21 protein-coding genes and 3 tRNA genes are annotated in these 20,028 nt (G+C 36.5%); 8 read left to right on the forward strand and 16 right to left on the reverse strand.

Annotated features, from left to right (window positions below; genetic code table 11):
- Window positions 1–82 precede the first annotated feature (82 nt).
- A complete protein-coding gene (locus tag GFO_RS11330) occupies window positions 83–1,030 on the reverse strand; it encodes an FKBP-type peptidyl-prolyl cis-trans isomerase (protein ID WP_011710265.1) in 948 nt (315 codons plus the stop codon).
- Window positions 1,031–1,110: 80 nt separating this feature from the next.
- On the opposite strand from GFO_RS11330, the gene GFO_RS11335 reads away from it, so the two are divergent.
- Genes GFO_RS11335 through GFO_RS11345 form a run of 3 tightly spaced genes read left to right on the forward strand, consistent with a single transcriptional unit; the run spans window position 1,111 to window position 2,602 of the window.
- Window positions 1,111–1,530 (forward strand): RNA-binding S4 domain-containing protein, encoded by a 420-nt coding sequence (locus GFO_RS11335; RefSeq protein WP_011710266.1) that lies wholly within the window; start codon window positions 1,111–1,113, stop codon window positions 1,528–1,530.
- Window positions 1,523–2,098, forward strand: coding sequence for a methyltransferase domain-containing protein (locus tag GFO_RS11340; RefSeq protein WP_011710267.1), 576 nt, complete (start codon window positions 1,523–1,525; stop codon window positions 2,096–2,098). Before GFO_RS11335 ends, GFO_RS11340 begins: the two co-directional genes overlap by 8 nt.
- 3 nt (window positions 2,099–2,101) lie before the next feature.
- Complete coding sequence (locus tag GFO_RS11345) at window positions 2,102–2,602, forward strand: phosphoribosyltransferase family protein (protein ID WP_011710268.1); 501 nt, start codon at window positions 2,102–2,104, stop codon at window positions 2,600–2,602.
- Here the strand turns inward: GFO_RS11345 and GFO_RS11350 are convergent.
- On the reverse strand, window positions 2,594–3,115 hold the full coding sequence (locus GFO_RS11350; RefSeq protein WP_011710269.1) for a shikimate kinase: 522 nt from the start codon (window positions 3,113–3,115) through the stop codon (window positions 2,594–2,596). The genes GFO_RS11345 and GFO_RS11350 overlap by 9 nt on opposite strands.
- Before the next feature lie 126 nt (window positions 3,116–3,241).
- Between GFO_RS11350 and GFO_RS11355 the strand changes: the two genes are divergently transcribed.
- From GFO_RS11355 to GFO_RS11375, 5 genes are all read left to right on the forward strand, one after another.
- Window positions 3,242–3,314 (forward strand) — tRNA-Lys (locus GFO_RS11355).
- A 32-nt stretch (window positions 3,315–3,346) separates the two neighbouring features.
- A tRNA-Lys gene (locus GFO_RS11360) sits at window positions 3,347–3,419 on the forward strand.
- A gap of 165 nt (window positions 3,420–3,584) precedes the next feature.
- Window positions 3,585–3,668 (forward strand) — tRNA-Leu (locus GFO_RS11365).
- A gap of 248 nt (window positions 3,669–3,916) precedes the next feature.
- Window positions 3,917–4,120: a hypothetical protein gene (locus tag GFO_RS11370; protein WP_011710270.1), complete on the forward strand. Its 204-nt coding sequence runs from the start codon at window positions 3,917–3,919 to the stop codon at window positions 4,118–4,120.
- A gap of 77 nt (window positions 4,121–4,197) precedes the next feature.
- A complete protein-coding gene (locus GFO_RS11375) occupies window positions 4,198–4,464 on the forward strand; it encodes a helix-turn-helix domain-containing protein (RefSeq protein WP_011710271.1) in 267 nt (88 codons plus the stop codon).
- A 37-nt stretch (window positions 4,465–4,501) separates the two neighbouring features.
- Here GFO_RS11375 and GFO_RS11380 read toward each other — a convergent pair whose 3' ends face one another.
- From GFO_RS11380 to GFO_RS11435, 14 genes are all read right to left on the reverse strand, one after another.
- Window positions 4,502–5,137 carry a hypothetical protein gene (locus GFO_RS11380; protein ID WP_011710272.1) on the reverse strand — a complete coding sequence of 212 codons (636 nt, stop codon included), beginning with the start codon at window positions 5,135–5,137 and terminating at the stop codon, window positions 4,502–4,504.
- Between the two features lies 1 nt (window position 5,138).
- Complete coding sequence (locus GFO_RS11385; protein ID WP_011710273.1) at window positions 5,139–5,471, reverse strand: hypothetical protein; 333 nt, start codon at window positions 5,469–5,471, stop codon at window positions 5,139–5,141.
- 33 nt (window positions 5,472–5,504) lie between these two features.
- The gene (locus GFO_RS11390) at window positions 5,505–5,696 is read right to left on the reverse strand and encodes a hypothetical protein (protein ID WP_011710274.1); all 192 of its coding nucleotides are present in this window, start codon (window positions 5,694–5,696) and stop codon (window positions 5,505–5,507) included.
- Window positions 5,697–5,698: 2 nt separating this feature from the next.
- On the reverse strand, window positions 5,699–5,872 hold the full coding sequence (locus tag GFO_RS17730) for a hypothetical protein (protein WP_011710275.1): 174 nt from the start codon (window positions 5,870–5,872) through the stop codon (window positions 5,699–5,701).
- 10 nt (window positions 5,873–5,882) lie between these two features.
- Window positions 5,883–6,422 (reverse strand): hypothetical protein, encoded by a 540-nt coding sequence (locus GFO_RS11395; RefSeq protein WP_011710276.1) that lies wholly within the window; start codon window positions 6,420–6,422, stop codon window positions 5,883–5,885.
- A 7-nt stretch (window positions 6,423–6,429) separates the two neighbouring features.
- A complete protein-coding gene (locus GFO_RS11400; RefSeq protein ID WP_011710277.1) occupies window positions 6,430–7,092 on the reverse strand; it encodes a hypothetical protein in 663 nt (220 codons plus the stop codon).
- 38 nt (window positions 7,093–7,130) lie between these two features.
- Window positions 7,131–7,319: a hypothetical protein gene (locus tag GFO_RS11405; protein ID WP_011710278.1), complete on the reverse strand. Its 189-nt coding sequence runs from the start codon at window positions 7,317–7,319 to the stop codon at window positions 7,131–7,133.
- Window positions 7,312–9,315 carry a right-handed parallel beta-helix repeat-containing protein gene (locus GFO_RS11410; protein WP_011710279.1) on the reverse strand — a complete coding sequence of 668 codons (2,004 nt, stop codon included), beginning with the start codon at window positions 9,313–9,315 and terminating at the stop codon, window positions 7,312–7,314. The genes GFO_RS11405 and GFO_RS11410 overlap by 8 nt, the downstream gene beginning before the upstream one ends.
- 6 nt (window positions 9,316–9,321) lie before the next feature.
- Window positions 9,322–9,495: a hypothetical protein gene (locus GFO_RS17735; protein ID WP_011710280.1), complete on the reverse strand. Its 174-nt coding sequence runs from the start codon at window positions 9,493–9,495 to the stop codon at window positions 9,322–9,324.
- Window positions 9,482–11,218, reverse strand: a complete 1,737-nt coding sequence (locus GFO_RS11415; protein ID WP_158308623.1) for a fibronectin type III domain-containing protein — start codon at window positions 11,216–11,218, stop codon at window positions 9,482–9,484. Before GFO_RS11415 ends, GFO_RS17735 begins: the two co-directional genes overlap by 14 nt.
- Before the next feature lie 53 nt (window positions 11,219–11,271).
- Window positions 11,272–12,459, reverse strand: a complete 1,188-nt coding sequence (locus tag GFO_RS17305) for a hypothetical protein (protein ID WP_011710282.1) — start codon at window positions 12,457–12,459, stop codon at window positions 11,272–11,274.
- Window positions 12,459–13,463, reverse strand: a complete 1,005-nt coding sequence (locus GFO_RS11425; RefSeq protein WP_011710283.1) for a hypothetical protein — start codon at window positions 13,461–13,463, stop codon at window positions 12,459–12,461. Before GFO_RS11425 ends, GFO_RS17305 begins: the two co-directional genes overlap by 1 nt.
- A complete protein-coding gene (locus GFO_RS11430) occupies window positions 13,463–15,928 on the reverse strand; it encodes a phage tail spike protein (RefSeq protein WP_011710284.1) in 2,466 nt (821 codons plus the stop codon). Before GFO_RS11430 ends, GFO_RS11425 begins: the two co-directional genes overlap by 1 nt.
- A gap of 81 nt (window positions 15,929–16,009) precedes the next feature.
- The gene (locus GFO_RS11435) at window positions 16,010–19,987 is read right to left on the reverse strand and encodes a phage tail tape measure protein (protein ID WP_011710285.1); all 3,978 of its coding nucleotides are present in this window, start codon (window positions 19,985–19,987) and stop codon (window positions 16,010–16,012) included.
- Window positions 19,988–20,028: the final 41 nt, after the last annotated feature.

A 20,028-nucleotide genomic window follows, 5' to 3' on the forward strand; every position in this document is an offset into this window, starting at 1 on the left:
AACAGAATACACCATTCTTTTGAAATAAAAAAAGCCGACAATTAATTGCCGGCTTTTTTTATGCTAAATTTCTAAGTCTTTATTATTTAAAAGTATCAGGATCTAAATAATCTGGTGTGCCATCACTATTAGAATCAGTAAAGGTGATACTACCATCTTCATTTACAACAATCTCATCTATCGTTAGAGTGCCATCACCATCATCATCTGCATCTGAATGATTTGGGAGTCCGTCACCATCTGTATCATCATTAAAAAGGTCTCCATCACCATCCAGGTCTTCCATAAAAGAAGGAATTCCATCAGAGTCATGATCAGCTTCATTCACCCTAAACATATTAACCTTAAAAATTAGTGGTGAATATGCAGGAATATCCTCTAAAGGAGAGGAAAAATACGCCAATCCAGAAGGCATAAAAATCGCTCCAATACCATAATCACCATTCCAATTTATCGTATTATCTGAATTAACTTCAAAACCAGTGGCAGATTTGAACTCTAATAAGCCTTCCGCAAATCCTTTGCTTAGATTTGTTCCTACTCCGCTTAATTGTCCGTTGGAATTTCTTACTACATATCCCGAAAGATCAAACCAAATTGGAGTTACTAATCGGCTATCAAAAATATTTTCATTCAATAATTCACCCTGGTAAGTAACATAAGTTGAATCAGAAAATTTAGGTCTCTCGCCCTCACCCTCTCTTACTCTTAAAATATATAATTGCTGATCAACCCCTTGAAAATTTACAGTTCTTGTTATTAATTTATCCGAATCTATTATGGGAGTTTTATCAGAATTAACTCCTGAAATCGTATCAAATTTCAATACAAAATCTTCAGGTTGACTTTCAAATTCTTCATAGTTATAAAAGTGCGTGGAAAGATAATCGATCAAAGCCTGATCATCTTCAATGGCCACTTCACCTCTATCTCTAGGTGGAACAACCTCAGTAGTATTGTCGTCATCATTATCACATGAAAAAACAAGAAAAGCCGTAAGGCAAATCAGTAAAAGTTTGTTTATTCTCATCAGAATTCTATTTTGGAGCCGCAAGATACAATAATCTTGTACTTTTGTTCAATATTGAACGCTGATTTAGAGGTCAAATTATGAGAGTTGATAAATTTTTATGGTGTGTACGATATTTTAAGACCAGAAGCATCGCTACGAATGCTTGTAAACAAGGCAAAGTAAGGCTTGAAGATGAAATTTTAAAACCATCTAAAGATGTGTTCCCAGGAGACAAATTGAGGGTGCGTAAGAACCAGATTAATTATGAAATTGAAATTCTAGACCTTCCTAAAAGTCGTGTAGGAGCAAAACTTGTCAATTTATACCTACATGATATTACCCCAAAAGAAGCATTTGAAAAGTTAGAACTGCTTAAATACTCAAAAGATTATTATCGCAAAAAAGGGACCGGAAGACCCACTAAGAAAGATCGACGAGATATTGATGACTGGTTCGATAATGCAGGAGATGAAGTTGAAAAAAATATAAAAGAAAAACCAGACAAAGAGAATGAATAAGGATTTCTGGTCACTACGATATCAAAAAGGCAATACCGGTTGGGATATTGGAAATATCTCTACTCCTCTGAAAGAGTATATTGACCATCTTCACAAAAAGGAACTTAAAATTCTCATTCCCGGTGCCGGGAATTCTTATGAAGCAGAATATCTTTTTGAAAAAGGATTTAAAAACATCTGGATTTGTGATATCGCAAAAGAGCCCATTGAGAACTTTAAAAAGAGACTACCAGAATTTCCTGAATCTCAGATCCTAAATCGTGATTTTTTTGAATTGAAAGATCAATTTGACTTAATCCTGGAACAAACTTTCTTTTGTGCGCTGCCCGTTAATTTTAGAGAAAACTACGCTAAAAAAGTTTTTGAACTACTTAAAGTGAATGGTAAAATAAGTGGAGTCCTGTTTGATTTTCCACTCACGCCGGACGGACCTCCTTTTGGCGGTAGTAAAGAGGAATATTTGGCGTATTTTAGCCCGTATTTCAAAATTAATACTTTTGAAAGGTGCTACAATTCTATAAATCCAAGACAGGGAAAAGAGTTGTTTTTTAATTTTAGTAAAAAGTAAAAGATGAAAAATCATCATCCAATTTTAGATCAGGATCAAATAAAACATAAAATACGCCGTATTGCTTATCAGATTTACGAAAGCAATATCGATGAGAAGGAGATTATTATTGCCGGGATTGCAAAAAATGGATTTATTCTCGCTGAAAAACTAGATAAAGAATTAAAAGATATTTCTCCCATTAAAACATCTCTTTGTAAAGTTGAAATTGACAAAAAGAATCCTCTTGGCGAAATTAAAACTTCCCTCAGCTCTCAAGAATACCAGAATAAATCTATCATACTTGTAGACGATGTATTAAATTCTGGCACTACCCTTATCTACGGAGTAAGGCATTTCCTGGAAGTTCCATTAAAGCAGTTTAAAACCGCTGTACTTGTAGATAGAAATCATAAAAAATATCCGGTAAAGGCCGATTTTAAAGGTATTTCCCTTTCTACATCCCTAAGTGAAACTATTAAAGTAATTTTTGAAAAGAATAAGGAGAGAGTAGAGTTATCCTAGCTTCTCCTGAATTTTTGAAATAATAGTAGCTGCAGATTCATCATTACAATCTATAACGTGATCGCTTTGATTATAATAGAAGCCTCTTTCAAAAAGATGTTTTCTTATAAACTCTTCCAATTTATCTTTTTCCTTTAAATGGCTAATCATTGGCCTATGGTCTTTTTCAGTCTCCAGTCTTTCAGTTAAGGTTTCGATATTCAATTTTAAATAAAAAGAAGTTGCATCCTTACTTGCTTTGATCAATTCCATATTATCTCCATAGCACGGAGTTCCTCCTCCCAATGAAATTACCGCATCCTCATCAATATCTGTCAATTCTTTTAGAATTTTACGTTCTAACTTTCGAAAATATATCTCTCCCTTTTTCTGAAAAATTTCAGAAATGCTTGCATTCTCCATTTTTTCGATTTCCGCATCAAAATCCATAAATTTTTGATTAATCTTCTCTGCTAATCGCTTTCCAATATGAGATTTTCCTGAACCCATATATCCTATTAGAAATATTATCATTATGTAATCTGCTTAAAATGAGATAAAGGCAAAACTATGATAAAATTATAGCAATTTAGGCTTGAAAAATAAATTAATGCACGTATATTTGCACCCGCATTCGCAAAAAGACGGATGCTTTTTATTGATCTGGTAGCTCAGTTGGTAGAGCATCTCCCTTTTAAGGAGAGGGTCCTGGGTTCGAGCCCCAGCCAGATCACAAAACAAGTTCAATAATTTATTTTTTTTTTAGATCTGGTAGCTCAGTTGGTAGAGCATCTCCCTTTTAAGGAGAGGGTCCTGGGTTCGAGCCCCAGCCAGATCACTTTTTTGATCTGACTTTTTCAAAGGGTGAGAAGTTTATCCTGAGCGAAACGAGAGTGAAGCCGAAGGAAGCCCCAGCCAGATCACTACTCAGATTTAAACCGGTCACTTTTCCGGATTTTAAATGAGAACCAGCCTTATGGATAATTTAATTCCATAGTCTTTTACCCGGGTGCTGGAATTGGTAGACAGGCATGGTTGAGGGCCATGTGTCCTTAAGGGCGTGCGGGTTCAAGTCCCGCTCCGGGTACTAAGATTACTCCCAAGAACCACAATATAAATACATTTACAAAAACCATGTGTCAACAAAAGTGATTACATTGGTTTTTTATCCTATTTGATCTCTCAAATCTTGGTTTAATTTCTTCTTTCAATTTCATGATTCATTGTCTTCATAAAATAATTAAATGTTAAAGTTTATATTTACACTTGCATATACGCAAGTATTTGTTATCTTTACAGAGTCAATAATTAATAACTCATTTAAAATTAAACATTATGAAAACTATCACAGGAAAAGAAATCAACGTAACTCCAAATTATTCGAAAAGAACATTTACTATTAGAACTGAAGAAAATGGAATGAAATCAAAATACAGAACTATTCCAATGAGTCAAGAAGAATTTGATTCTAACGAAATGAATACCGCTAATGACTGGCAACAATTTCTAAAAACAGACGAGTATTACTTAGTTAAGTAAATAAATAAAGCCCCTCTCCAGGGGCTTTTCATTGTCAATAATTAATATTCATTACAAACATTAATCAGTGCAAAGATATGGGAAAATTTGATAAATCTTCAGACGTAGCAACAGACATGATCTTTAAATTCATTAAAGATCGAATGAAGGAAAAACAAATTACTCAGTTTGAATTAGCTGAAATGATTGGTATTAATGAATCCACTTTAATTCGTAATTTTAAAAAAGAAACAGCGATGCCTTTGGCTACTTATTTAAAGATCTGCGGAGCTTTAGAATTACGTCCTTACCTGATCCCGGCTGAGGCTGATAAAAACTATATGCAGCGAATGTTTTTTAATTAACCTTATAATTGGTTTTTATAAGCTTTTAGACTTATTATTATTTTAACTCAAGTATAGAAAATTTACCACCAATCAGACCATAATTTTCACCATTCAATCTCATGTAAGATCCTTCAATGATATGGCCTTTAGCGTTTTGAATACCTACATCGAATTTATAAGGGAATGAATTTAGATCTTGATTAGTTCCAAACTGTCCGCCAAACAGCAAACGCAACCGGGTAGATTCCAATTCGTGCTGTATTTCACGTTCTTTCAAAGTGTAGTCTATTCGCACCTCTTTTACATAGCCCTGTGCACGGGAAAATACATCGAGACTTAAATACTCATCTTCAAAGTGGTTTTTAAAATCTCTAATCTGGATAGCATCGGAAAACATTGCCAGTTGCTTTAGGCTATCATTTTCAGATTTATAAACTTCAAGCAATGAATCACTTTCTTTCTTGTACTGCTCCAATCGCAAATCTGGACGTGGTTTAAGCTCCACAACTTCACCCGGCATTGGCTGAGGAATAAAAGTAGGTTTTTGCCAATCAAAAGAACCGGAAACAGCAGGCACCGTAACGGTTATAGTTTTTGTTTCCCGTCCACATCCTTTCCAGAATAATAGAATAATTAATACTGCAATTATTCCAAATGAGTAGAATGATATTTTACGCCAGTTGATTGTCATATTATTTTTCAATGATATTAAGATCAATATAAAAATCAGACCAAATATGTATAGTGTAAACTACCCGGTTATTTGGTTTATCTGTACTGCGTTTTGTCTTAAAATGAAAAGCATCTTCAGGTATTGTTAGGCAAGATTCCAGAGATGCTATCAATACATCTACTGAACTTGCACTTTCAGTCCAAGGCATTGCCATAATATCCATGTCACTTGCCAAACTTCCATGTAAACCTAAAGCCCAGCCTTTATCCAGTGCAGACTGCCTAAAATCTCCCCACATTGCCGCGTAAAATACTGCTCGCCCGTTTGTTACTACGTGTTCTCTACTTTTCATATTTGACAGTTTGTTTGCATATATGCAAATTTGTTAACTTCTATACAGTTTCACAGCCCCAAATCCACCTGCTCCAGCTAATACGGTAAAAAGAATATAGTTCCATGCGGAAACTTCTTTATCTACAATAATATATCCTGCAATACTGAATAATGAGAATACACATATCCCTGCTAAGATGAATATTGCGAATCCTTTTAATACTTGTTTTGTTTTAATTGTCATAATTATTCTTGTTTTAATAGAGCTTCAGCTTTACGCCATCCCATATTTTTACGTTGTATATAAATTGAATCCTTTCCAATAGTATCTTTTCTTTTTTTAGTGTCAACTAAGTATTGAAGTGCATCTTTTAAAGCCTTATTCTCCCATTGCAATTTTTCTAATTCAGTTGGCTCCATAACTTTTTATTTATGCAATCCATCGATATTTAGTTGGAATGCGATTAAGTAATTTTTTCTTTATTTCCCATACCTGGATAACTCCATCTTTGTCGATATCAAATAAGGGGTTCCATTTTCCAACTTTCTCAGCTGGTAAGTTTCTTGCGTGCAAAGTCCAGCCTAAAGGCTTTCCAATAGCAGCCGGGAAGAATACAGCCAAATAAACATCCTGAATAGTGTTCATCCTTCCGGCAAAAGGAAGAAGAGCCAGATACACATACTCAAGTTGATCAACTGCGTTCATTTTTCTGAGTGCATTTCTGGAAGTTCCAGCTTCTTTTGCGCGGTCTCTACCAAACTGAATCAAACCCGTATATCCAAGACTATTGGTTATTGACGGGCTGAATGTTCCTGCAGTCTCTAATTCCATTACCAGCATAAGCCAGTCTGGAACTACAAGAAGATCCTGAGAAATTTTCTGAACCTTATCTACAAATTCCTGAACTGAACATTTTAGAACTTCAGGTTTTAATTTGTGTCCGAATAATATTTCATTTGCTGTTACCATAATATTTTTAATCTGTATAATCGTCTTGATCTTCCTTGAATCCTAAATCATTATGAATCCCATCGCTAGGTGTTTTGGTTCCTAAAAACTTTGATATTCTAGGCTCAAATATGAATTCAACTATTTTAAATATTGAAGCTTTCCTTTCATATATATATTCCGAATTTTCACCTATACTTTTGAACTCATAATACCAAAATAAAGCAATTGGTGCCTTACATAATATCTCGATTGTAAAATCAAAAAAAGTTCCTCCATCATCTAAAAGTGCTTTCACAAAAAACAAGTAACCCAATAGAGAAAGACATTTAAAAAAAACGAAATAAACCCGTTTAATACTGAATTTATGATTCTGAAATTTCCTCATATAGAATCTATGTTCAGGTTTCCTATATTCGAACTTCTGAGCCTTAGCAAAGAACTTACTGGACTTTATTAAGCTTTTCCTTATTCCAAACCCGGTATTAATGAAAACAGTCAAAAGAACTAATCCGATAACAAGATTTGTAGTTCCGAAAATATTATCCTTAACGATGATCTCACTAAATGAAATTCCAAGTGTAAATACAATTGACATGAAACTTACCAAGTAATCATTACTTACAGCAAGTGAGAAAATTCCTTTTATCCAATTGGATAGTGAGCATACAATAAATCCTGTTTTAAACATTCCGGGGGCAATTTCACACGCTCTAAGCGTTAATGATTTTATTCTTTTTTTGCGTTCATAGTCTTGAAGTATTCTGCAACTCCAACTATTGAAGGATATAGAAACACTACAATTCCCTGAAAAACCGCATCAGATAATTTTCCAGCATTTTTCAAGTAGAATGAACCGCCAAGAATTAATATCCCTACGACTGCTTTAACGATGTATTCTAGTTTTAAGTTATTCATAGTCGATTGTTATTAATGGTTCTGGCTTATTGTTTTCAATAGTTATTTTTGAATCTTTATCTGTATTTACAAGCTCAACCCTTGCTTCTATATCAAAGTCATTTCCTGTTATTTCTATATTTCCAGAACATACCTGAAGCAATACCGCGAACTTCTTTTGCGCAGGACTTATTGAATACTTGTTGTTTTTTACCGTTACATTTTTGGTTACTCTGACTTGTACAAATGGCATAGGACTTCCATAAGAACCTATGATCTCATTATTCTCAATAGTCCAGTTCTCCCTTGGATAACTAAGACCTCCTAACGCACGAATAGCTGCCCGGTGTTTGTTGTTATGGAAGTGAACATTATTCACATATCCTGCACCTCCAGCGGCTAAATGCCCATCATACCAAGTACTATTTCTAATCTCTACATTGTCAATTAAACCGCCTGACTGTGGCTCTAAGTCAACAGCCGTTCTAGTCATCTTATCGGCGGTGTGATTATCAATTAAAATATTCTTACAACCATTTGAGAACCCTAATCCTTGACGGTTAATATTGTAAGTTTCTACATCAATTAAATTTATTCCATCAGTATGCCAAGCATAGAAACCATCACCCCAACAACCATCAGCTACATATTTTTTAACGGTTATATTCTTGGAGTACTTGAAAGAAATTGCGTGTTCAAACTCTAAATATCCTTTGAAGCTTTTCTCTTTATTCGTGCTTTCTATTCGGAAATTATAGATCTCGATATTCTCACATCGCTGGCCTCGTATCTGGTTTCTTTTTCCAGTTCGATTTGTTTGATTATCCTGCATTTCAAACGGTGGTACGGCTGCATCGGTAACATATAAAACTACAGGCTCGTCACCCGTTGGACTAAATCTTAAATTTCTTCGAGCATATAAATCAATTGCACCGCCTTCAATATATCCAGGAATATGTTTTCTGTCTACATTATAGCGACCACTTTTAAGTTTGATCTGTGAAGGTTTCCCGGGTGTTCCATCTGGTATATTATCAATGGCTTTATTTAGCGCAATAGAAACATCTTCGCCTGTGTTAGGTTCAACATCTATGTAGTAATTACCATCCTTTGCAGGCTTTGCAAAAATGCTCTCAACTCCAAAGGTTTCTTTATAATCTTCGAGTTTCTTTTCAGGTGTGGAGAGTCCTTTTGCAATAGATATTTCAGCCGTTCCTTTAAATGGATAGTTGTCATTAAATCCTGCCTTACCTATGAATACAGAAGCATTGGATTTTGTCATTCCCTTGTAGGTAGAATCCCATAAGTGATTAGTTTCAACTTCTCTACCGTTTACAGTCCATGTAAAACCGCTAGTTGAATAGTTCCCATCATATTCGATATGCAATAGAAAATATCCTGTTGGTACTTCAGACAAAGGCAAAGCTCTGGCAATAGAATTAGGCTTGTAATCTCCTTTCTCAGTTAAAGCAAAAACAAGTTGATCTTGGTAAATCATTAATTGCCATTCGTTACTCTCCTTATCTCTTTTAGAAGCGATCCATTGTAAGCCTGAAAAATCTTTAATGTTTAGGTAGGCTCGGAGTGTGAACGGTTGATCTTTGGAATTATTAACTAATGAATTTTTATCATTAGCAGGTATCTCTTTAGGCTCACCACTAAAAGCTTCCTTTAAAATATATTCAGTTGAAGGTTTTTCAGGTTTTACTATAGTGTCTTTTGGCACTTCAGGAGTTACAACACTATCTTTAGGCTTTTCCGGTACTTCGGGAATTGTATCTACTGGAATATCAATTATATCATCTGTAGCATCTGTAACAGCATCAATCGTATCTTCAGGTATTTCCACACCATCATCTACACTTGGTAAACCTGGATTAAATTTTTCATTTCCTGAAGGACATCCAGTAAGTGTAAAGGATAGAACAATAAATCCAAGCACTTTAAACTTTCTGAGTAATATTACGGCTAATACAAAACCTAATATTATCAATCCTGATTGTAATTCTAGTGTCATAAGTTTTTAATTTAAAATGTCAATATTAGGTTCAATAAACTCAGCCTTCACGCCAAATCCGCAATCTTTGTGTTCTAATTCCCAAATGAAAAAGTCACCGTTCGCATATCTATCTCCATTGGGACGTATAGAATTCTCAATGATTATTTTTTCAGCCGGTGTTATTTTATAAGCTTGCATCTTGATAATCTTTTTCTAATTGTGATTGAGAAAACTCTATTTCCTTATCAATATTTACATATTTTAAGAAAACACTCATTCTATAACCGCCGTTAAATTCTGGTGCACCTATTCTGGTATCGGCAACTGTACTTTTCATACCGGAGTATGTTGCATTTCCAGAAGTTCCAGTATCTACCCTAACTCCATTCAAATGTATTTTCATACCAGCCCTATTTTTACTCGCATCGTAAGTAACGGCTAATCGATACCAGGTATTTAGATTAGCAATAGTACTTAAGTCAACAGAGACAACCATTCTGTCTGCTATTGTATCGTTGCCAATAAGCCATAATTGAAGTATGCCGCTATCATACCAAAGTTGATATTCACCACCTGCTGAACCAACTCTACGAGCTATTATAAAACCTCTGTAAAACGATTTCCACTTAATGGAACATCTGAACGTAAAGGCAGTATCCTGACCATTTTTCACAAACGAATGACCCGTAGCTCCACTAACTTTCAAATAAGTATTCGACCCATTGTATTCATAATTACTGCCATTTCTGACCATAGAACCAAATACCTGCATATCATAACCTCCAGAACCATAATCAATCGCGTCACCTGTAGTTTCCGTAAGTGGATATCCAGACAATAAGAATTGAGTTGGGATTTCTACTTCTGTTGTTGCTGTAACTACATTACTCTCAGCTTGACTGTCAGAATTTTTAGCTACTACTTTGAAGCTGTATTCTGAATCAGGATTTCCAGTAAAAGTGTATGAAGTATTGGTTAAATTAGTTTGTAATGTGTACGTACTTGCGCCTGGCAATAAAACCATCACATCATAGCTCGTTGCATTAGCAGAACTTGACCAACTCAAAGGAATATCATTTCCAGAAACCGTGCCTAGTGATAAAGTTGGAGCTGCTACTGGCTGAATTCCTGAATCTGTAGTTTGCGTTACTACATTACTGGTAGCGGTTCCTGCTGAGTTAATAGCAACCACTCTAAAAGAATATTCGCTTCCAGATTGAGCATTATTTAAAGTATGTGTTGTACCGGTTTTTGTTGTTAAAGCTATAAATGAAGTGCCCTCGGGGTATTTAACTTCCACTCTATAATTGTCAGCTTGAGAAGAAACCGTCCAACTAAGAGATATAAAATCTTCTCCAAATGAAGAAACAGATAAGGTGGGTGCATCAGGGATGGATTGATCAATCGTAACAGATTCAATAGTACTATCCGCTGAACCAATATTATTCCAGGATCTTATAATATATTCATAAGTATTCCCTGAACCCACTCCATTGTTCGTGTAGAAAGTATTATTCACGTTGTTAGCGATACTTGACCAAGCTGTTTGTCCTTGAAGTCTTCTCAAAACTTGATAATAGTCAGCTCTCAAGGCAGCATCCCAATTTATGGTTACACTATTTTCAGTAACATTGTTAAAGAATATTCCTGTTGGAGCTTCAGGTAAATCATTATCAGTAGTAATATTTATTGTGTTTGAATATTGACTTGTACCAAAGTCATTAACTGACCTTATTCTAAAACTATAAGGAGTGTCAGCATCTAAATTTGTATAAGTGTAAGTATTATTTTGACTTCCAGATATTACAGTAACTACTCCATCCTTTTCTAATTTGTATGAAGTTGAATTCTCCACTACATCCCATGCTAATTCGATAGTGTAGGCTGTTTTCTGAACCAACCTCAAATTCGATGGTGCCAATGGAGCGGTTCCAACTTCTTGCGATAATCTTCTTCTATGTAGTATTACTAAACTCATAGGGCTAAAAAGAAATATCTTACGGTTGCACCATCCTTTGATTCTATAACAAGCTCCATATTTGTATTCGCTACGAAATCGGCTCCTGAAATCTTAGTGGCAACAGTTGTTCCATCAGTTTCATAAACTACCGGTTCACTGGAAGCATTAATAAGACTTGTGGCATATCCATTGATTACAGGGTTATTTGTAGTGTAGGATAAGGATGAAGAAGGGGCAGCATAGTTATAGTTATTACCACTTATATTAGATAGAAATATGTTAGATCCTGTGCCCTCTATTGCCTTCAACTTGTTATCGGTATAGGCGTTAGCATCGTTTTTAGCCTGAGTAGCTTTAGCCTGAGCACCAGAAGGAGTTTCAGCTCCTACCTGAGCAGCTGTTACCAGGTGCGGATTATCTCTTTTAAGAACGTGATCGTAAGCTGTTTTACCTCGATCTCCACGGTAAGCCGTTTGAGCGGTTTCACCTAATACTAAGCCACCATTTAATTGAGAATAAATACTACCAGTCCATCGATATTGTTTATTTGAAGTCTTATCAATATAAATCTTACCGTTTTCAGGAGTATAAGGCGATGGAGTAGGATCATTATTATTAAAAGTCGTGGAATCAACATAAGTTCCTTCAAGGACATCATCTACATAGCTTGGTAAATGTTGTGGAAGAATAATATTGTTCTGATCTGTCTCAGCTACTCCGTTGGGGCTTCCTTTTTGGTTTGAATCCAAAGGAGTATAACCCAGTGCTGCAATTAATTTATCATAGGTTAACTGGTCCCCTCCATGCGTATCATAATCAACTCCATTCCAAGTTTTGATTAAACCAGTAGAGTTTTCCAGATAGAGCGCATTTGAATTACCGATTTCCGGAACTATTTCAACTTTTTGAATTATAATACCTATGCTTTGTAGGGCCTGACTGAAAGACTGAATCGTTTCTTTGTCAGCATTAGAAAAATTATTAGTATCGGAAAGACTAAAAAGTGCCTGTTTTATTTGCTCTGGGGTGCGTTCTTTAAAAAAAACCCTTGCTTGCGCATCTAATGAAAGGGAATTGCCAGCGTTTAAGCTCAATCCTTTCCATGGAGAAACATCCTTAATCTTTTGATTTAAGGCATTAAGTTTTTCACTGGCTTTGTCTACCAGATCCTGCATTCTTTGTAATGGAGTTTTTTCTGCCATTATATTTCTAAAGTGCCATTTTCCAGCCTTTGAGCCAGATCATAAGTTCTAATTGCTTCTATTTCGGAATCCTTGGCATAAAAAGATGCTGACTGGTTATTAAGCTTAGCAGTATCTGCAGCCTTGAAATTATCTTTACCCTTTACAAAATCAGGCTTCGTGTTATCTGTCTGAGAAAGGTCGCTTTGCGGGTTAACCTGAATGTTCACCTGGTCAATAACCCGTTGCACAATCTGATCTATATCGTACTCTACCATTACATTCAGTTTAAGAGTAAAACTTACCCTTTTTCGTTTTATATCAACTTTGTTCCCTTCCGTGGAATAGCATCGATAGCCTTTATTCCCATGTTCAAAAAAGCGTATTCCTTCACTGGCTAATAACCGATTTAAGGCACTCATTTTAGTTGTCATTTCAGCCTTTGATGCGTAGATGCCATTAACCTTAACCTCAATTTCATGAGGCTCTCGGTACACGCTTAAATAGTTGTTTCTATAGGAAGTTTGCTTGGAGGATTTAAGTTGTGATATTTCAGATAATTCAGCATTTTCAACCAGCAGTCCAAAAGTTGCCAGTAAGTCATATCCATCTATTTTTACTTTTGAATTCGAAGGTGAAGCTGTTGGAAGTGGACCGGAAAGATCCGGATTCAATTCAATAAATGTTATCTGAATAGATTTACCGGTTTTATAAGATCTCTTAACCTCAATTTTGTCAAGTTTAACCTGGTAATTTCCGTATGCTGTTTCTAAGGTTTCAGTTTCTCCAATGCTTCTTAATAAATCTGAAGCTTCTTCAAAAGTTCCTTTTCTGTTATCAAAAAAAGCTTCAATAACTATCTGCCTGGATCCAAAATAAATATCTTCAGCGCTTACCAATGGCTCTACTTCATCACCCCAATCATAGGTAGTGGCTCCATCCCTTTTTGGAAGATCCAGAATACCATTAATGAATTGAACAACAATCCCAATATCACTAAGTAGTATGTTTGCGAATTTCTCCATTAGAATCGCTGTATGTTAGTTAGCCATTTTTGACCATCGTAGGTAAATGTGAACCTTTGATCTCTTTGGGTAGTATTCAGATTGGCAACTTGATTTCTATCCAATAGAAATTTTATACCGTCTTCTGTTCTGAAATCAATCCTGTTATAATTTGCCCTTACTATAATTTCGCGTCCTTCATAGGGGTTCTTAGGTAAATATAAATTACAGTCCACTTGATTATTGGCACTGATCAATTCAGAGTGTTCATCGCAGTAAAATGTATTCTGACCGTTCTCTATTTTCTGAATACCTCGATATCTTCCAAATGATTTTAAGCCCCAAAAAGCTCCACCGTATGCAGGGGCTGTTCCACCTGGTCCAGTGTAACTATTATTTGCTACACCTATTACTCCTGCTGAAAATGCTTCTTGACCGTAAACTAGATAAGGTATTGTGATTCCAGCTCTGTTAGCTAGATTTCCATCGTAGTTACCTACTACACCTCCAAATCCAATTTTACCGTCTGGTGTTAATATCTCCTGTCCGACCTCAGTATTAGCTATCAATCCTTCAAATGAAAATTCAGATCTTAGGCCGCCTATGTCAATTGATATTTCCCCGGTCCGACCATCTAAAAACATGGTTTGCTTAACCGATACCATTCTGAAACCGTTCCAAACTTCCTTCTTCGTAACAAACTTTATAAAACCTTCGTTCCCGTTCATCTGAACTACAGGCTCTATTTCTGTCTCATCATCACTATCGTAAATAGCCTGGGAAACTATTTGACCATTTTGAATTAGCCAGTTACCAATATTCGCATTTTGAGCCAGTAATGTTTCCGTTGCCAGAATCTCGAAGCTATCGCCTATTAACTGCCAGTTGGCTTCAATGAACTCTGCTCTTTGATGATCTTCGCCTATGTAGTAATACCAGGCTTTATATTCCTGATCCCCTTCTTTGATAGTTCTAAATACGTAATCCCTTCTATTTTGATTATTGTAATAGTAATTAGCTGCAGAGAATTCTCCACGGTTTACATAAAGTGGCGCGCTGAATCCTTTTACATTATTGAAGACCCTGTTGAATAATTCCTGAAAGTATTGAGTGTTCTGATATATATCATTTCGGATCTCCTGTTGGTCCCCCAGGACCTGAGAAAAGTAACTGAGTGTTACCTGGTTTCCAATTTCCAAGCTATACTCAAATTCATTATTAATCTTTTGGGTAAGGGCTAGTATTCTGGTTTCAAATTCTATCCCAAAATCTTCATCTACCAAAGTCACCACATCTCCAAGTTCAATATTTATTTGTTGTCTTCTGAGTTCCGGGTAGTGCGGTTGCACGGTATAAATTACATTCGGCTGTGAATAGGTATCTAAATACTCCTGAGCGGCTTCAAGCAGTTCCGCTTCAGCATTATCGATATAAGCCCGAGGCATCTTGATATCAATAAGTACATATTTATCCCCTACTCTTGGCTTAAATACGCTATCTGGAGTAGTAAAATCACTATCATCGGTATATGGAATAATGGTAATTTTCTTACTGTTTGAATCATACCTTTCTACCTCGTATTCCCTACCGGCTAGATCTCCAGTATTGAAAACCACCTTCGCAGTGGCACCACCCATTAGCTGATCATTGATGTTAAAATCAATACTGGTATCGGTAAATGTTCTATAATCTGAAGCGGAAGAAACAACGCCTCTTAATCTCGGGTAGATATCTTCAAATACCTTCGCTCTTTCGATAGTTCCAAAAACATCGACGTTCTTTTGAAGCTTTGGTATTTTTAAGCGTTTAGATCCATATTCATTGGTAACATTCCGATCACTACCAAAGGGATATAGGACCGTTACCAGCTCCCCATTTTGAATTGTTTTACGCTCTATACCGCGAAGCTCTTTTTTGTACCTGAAAGTAAGGCCGGTTTCCTTTCCTATCTTTTTTCTGAATGTAAGCTTATAACCTTTTATGATAAATTCACATCCAAACTCCTGCGCTATTTGATCTAAGGCAGGTAAACAATTAACATCATTAAATCTGATATTCCTACCTTCGGTTTGCTCTACAAAATCTGCAAAGTAAGTGCCACCCTGTTGACCATAAACCCGGTTCATATTATTTAAAACAATACTTACCATGTCAATAGCGTCCCCAAAATGAACGAATTCTATTTCTTCGGTTCCGGGATTCAGAAGCTGTACATTGTTGTATAAGTACTGATCACTTTTAAACTGGATATCGTAAGAATAGGCGTTTTGTGATTTCTTTATCTGGGGCTCTTCGAGTATCGTATATTTAGCATCTTTAAATTCTACATAATCCCCAATCTGTAAATCGTACATAAATCCATCGGAGGTGAACCTGGCTCGAATAAGATCCTGCCCGGAAATCTTTTGGTTGAGTTCCGTGTTCCCATCCACTTCAATGTCGTGGAGTTCTGTTTTTACACCTTCTATGATTCGGTAAATTTTCACCTATGCAGTTTTACTGCAATGTAATTCCAGAGCCTAAAGATTCGGTATTCCGCAAGTTTAGATATGCGTAGATGCCATTTGCTAATTTCTTGACTGAAATTCTAAAATTCCGTTTTCTATAGTTGCCATTCTACCATCTATGCTTTCTAAATATCTATTATAACGGGTGTTTTGTGCTATTTCAGACAAATAAACTCCGCTTTGAATAGCAACCTCCAGTCCTTGCCTAACATCTATACGAACAGCATTCATATATCCTTCAATAGCTCCAGCCGTATCTTCAGTAATGCTAGATATTCCCCCGGCTAACCCATTTCTATCGGTGCCAGCTTCAGGGCCAAATATATCAAAGCCATTAGACATTGCCGTATTTCTAGCCGCTTCCAGCTGACTGTTGAAATCTTCTGTTAATCCTTGAGCACCTTCAAAGAACCTAGCAAAATCATCCTGCCAGTTACGATCACCTCCAACATCAAAAGATGCAGCCATTTCATCTTCTAGACGCTTAAATTGATCTGAAAATATTTTGTCAAATATCAACTGAGAAAGTATATCTTGAAGTACATTGGAAACAGTATCGCCCATTGCTATAGCTGCATCCTGTCCTGCCTGAAAAGCTCCTACTAAAGAATTTCTAAGATTGTCACCTAAACCGCCTGCAAGATCACTGATCACATCCCTAATTTGTTCTTTTGCGGCTTCCATTGCTTCCTGCCATGCAAGGGTATCTTCAATTAACGTTCGTGTTCCTTCTTTTACAAGGTCTTGATTTAATAGTGTTTCTGCTAAGGCTTCATTAAGTTGTAATTGACCATCTTCAGCTTGTTGTATTAGCTCTGGGTACTCCTGCAGAAGACTTACCCATTGTGGCTCGTTTGTTCTGCCTCCAAAAAGTCCTGCCAAAGCACCACCAACTGCACCAACTGCACCACCAATCAGCGTACCTAAACCCGGAATAATAGAGCCAACTGCAGCACCTAAAGCAGCACCTGACCCCGCTCCGCTTAATATATTGCCGATATTGGCTTCATCTCTTACTCCTGCCTGCACTACACCTTCCGATAAAGCTCTGAGACTCTCCATGTAACTGCTTTGAGCATCGCTGTAAGCTTCTACACCTTGTTTTATTCTGTTCTCGTAATCGGTGGTAAATACGTTTTCATTTGCACCTTCTCTTGTTCTTAGCTCTTCATTTAAAAGGCGATTGTATTCTTTCTGTTGAGCTATGACAGCATTGTAATAATCTTGATCTGCTTTCTTACGTTGAGCCGAAGCACTAACTAACATCCCAGTTAGTTCTATAGCTGCCCCTAGTCCTGCGGCAACCGCATCATAAGTGCTTCCTGACTCAATAGCCTTGAAAGCGTTTCCTAGTTGATTAGCAGCACTTGAAAGGCCGTCCACCATGTCAGCTGCCATTTCATTTCCGGCTTCTCTAAAAATACCTGATACTGCTTCTAATTGCTGAACAGCATCTCCAATAATCCTATCTAGTAATTTACCTTGAGCACTGGAGATTCTACCTAGTATTTCCTGTTCTGTTTTGGATCCTTTTTCAGCTTCTGCCAGCCTAGCCTTCCAATATTTGATATAATCCCTAATCCCTTCGTAAGTAAGGTCACTCAGGTTTCTATAAATATCCTGGTATAATGCAGTTTCAGAATCTACACCGCCCTCAGCAATATCTAATCGATCCTCCCAATACTTTAAACGCTCTCTTAAAGAATCCCTTTCTTCATCCGTTAAGGCTGCACGAATCTTTTTATTAAGTTCTCCTATCTGGTTTTGAATAGCATTAATAGAAGTTTGATCAATTTCAAAATCAAAATTAACCGTACCTGGATTAACTGAGGATACTGCTTCTAATTCAGGTCTATTAAGAGTAAAGTTTTCAGCTTCAGCTTCAAGTGCTATTATTTGCTGTTTAGCGTAACTTGTAGTATTATCTAGTTTACCTTTTAAAAACTGCTGGTAATTGTCACCATATTGCAGTAACTTTTCAAACTGCTCTTTAGCTGCACCTTCACCAATTTGATTAATAACAGCTTCATAGGCTTTATACTCCTCTTTGGCTTTTTTAAGTTCTTCTTTAAAATCATCTAGAGAATTATTTCCATTGCCACCACCACCTGTAAAACCTGTATTTAAAAACCTTTTTCTTTCTTCTGCTAGATTTTTAATTTCTTCGTTTTCACTTTTAAGGAATGGAGCTAATGATTCTATGTTTTTAGCAACCTTAATTTCATTAAACTGCTCAATGATTTTAGTACGCTTTGAAATAGCTTCATCAATTTCTTTTATTCCAGAACCTACAAACCTTTGAAGCTCTGATTGTTTCAATGATTCGTTAATCTGCTTTAAAGCTTCATTTCTTCCTTCCTGTGTTTTTAAATCTCTAAGGTTTAAATCCCTATTCTTATCTATTAGATTTTCAACTACACCTTCCTGCTCTCTAAGTTTTACCGTTTGCTCACCTATGGCGCGTGTAGAAGCTAATAAGAAGTTGTAAGTTTCCTGAATGGCTGTTGCTGCGCCCTGATAACCTTTTGTAGATATTAACTCAGCTTTTTCAAGTTGGTTTGTTACCTGCTTGAAGATTCCTTTTTCATCTAGGCTATAATCAATTTTAAGATCTATTCCACGATCTTCAGCTATCTTTCTTACTTCTGCTAATCTCTGATCAAATTTCTGTTGAGCGTCTTCAATATTTATCTCAATATTACCTTGTTTCTCAAGCTCTTTTTTAATCTCATCTTGTCTTTTAGCAAATTTGAAACGCTGTAAATAAGCGTCATTTACCTGCTGTAAAACTCCAAGTAAATCTTCTGTAGATGCTTTCTCTAAATCAATACCAGAAACAAAATCGGGAAATTGATCTATAATCTGCTTCCTTATAACTTTAAATTCATCTGTATCTTCATTGACACTTTGAAGCGCACCTTCTAACTTGAATATTTCAATTCTTTGTTGATCAAAGTTTTTTCTAAGCTTGTCTCCATCTGCTAACATATCATTAAAGAACCCGGCAAACTTAGAACTAAGCTCAATGGCTGCATTACCGAGTTCTTCGGTAGTCGCTTTGATTCTGTTTCTTAGTATCTGCCATTCATTTACGTTAGAACCTGCCATGCGGTTAAATGCTTCCTCAGCACTTCCGGCTGCATTACCCATTGCTTCCAAATCACTTGCAGCACCTTTAGCATTTGGACCCGTAATAGCCAAAATAGCATTCATAGCTTCCATCCTACCGGTAAGCTTCTTTAACTCGTTTTGAGATCCGCCAGCTTTATCATAAATAGCCTGGAATGCATTTTGAAGCGTTAAAGATTTTGCTGCACCATCACCTAAGACCTCAGTAGTTGCTTCAATGGCAGATCTTATCTGTGTCATTGCCTGAGCCGTTGGCACCCCTTGTTTTGTTAAGGAAGCAACGGCTGCAGCGACTTCTTCAAAGCTAAAACCAGAAGCGGCCGCAAGAGGTGCAACCTGTGATAATTGGCTTGAAAGTTCCTCAAAGGTAGTTTTACCAAGTTTAACCGTGTTAAACATGATATCCGCAACTCTATCGGCTTCCTCTGCACTAATTTTAAAGGCGTTCAATACCGTTGTGATACCGTCGGCTGCTGTTTTGGTATCGGTTACACCTGCAGTCGCGGCTTTGGTTGCAGTCTCTAGAAGTTTAAGACCTTTTGCACCGTCATAACCCGCAGAAACAATTTGGTAATATGCCTTAGCTAATTCTACAGGGGCGTCCGGGCTAATTTCGGAAAGAGCAAATACTTCTTTGGAGATCCCTTTGAAATTATCTTGAGTGGCTTTAGAGATTGTTTCTACCTCCTTCATAGCTTGCTCAAAGTCTCGCATCATATCATATGCAGACTTAGCAATAGTAGCAAAGGCAGTTACTGATCCAGTTACTAGAATAGCAAATGGATTTATTTTACCGATTGTATTTGCTAAGCCCTGGACTATTCCTGTTGCTTCTGCTGCACCGGCTTTTAGCTGATCGTTTTGGAGCCCAGTTGCAAAGAAGAGGGAATTATCACCACGTACTGACATTAGAAATAAATTTTACTGTCAATTTATCTCTATGAGCTTTC

The organism is Christiangramia forsetii KT0803 (assembly GCF_000060345.1).
GTDB classification, from domain to species: Bacteria; Bacteroidota; Bacteroidia; order Flavobacteriales; family Flavobacteriaceae; genus Christiangramia; species Christiangramia forsetii.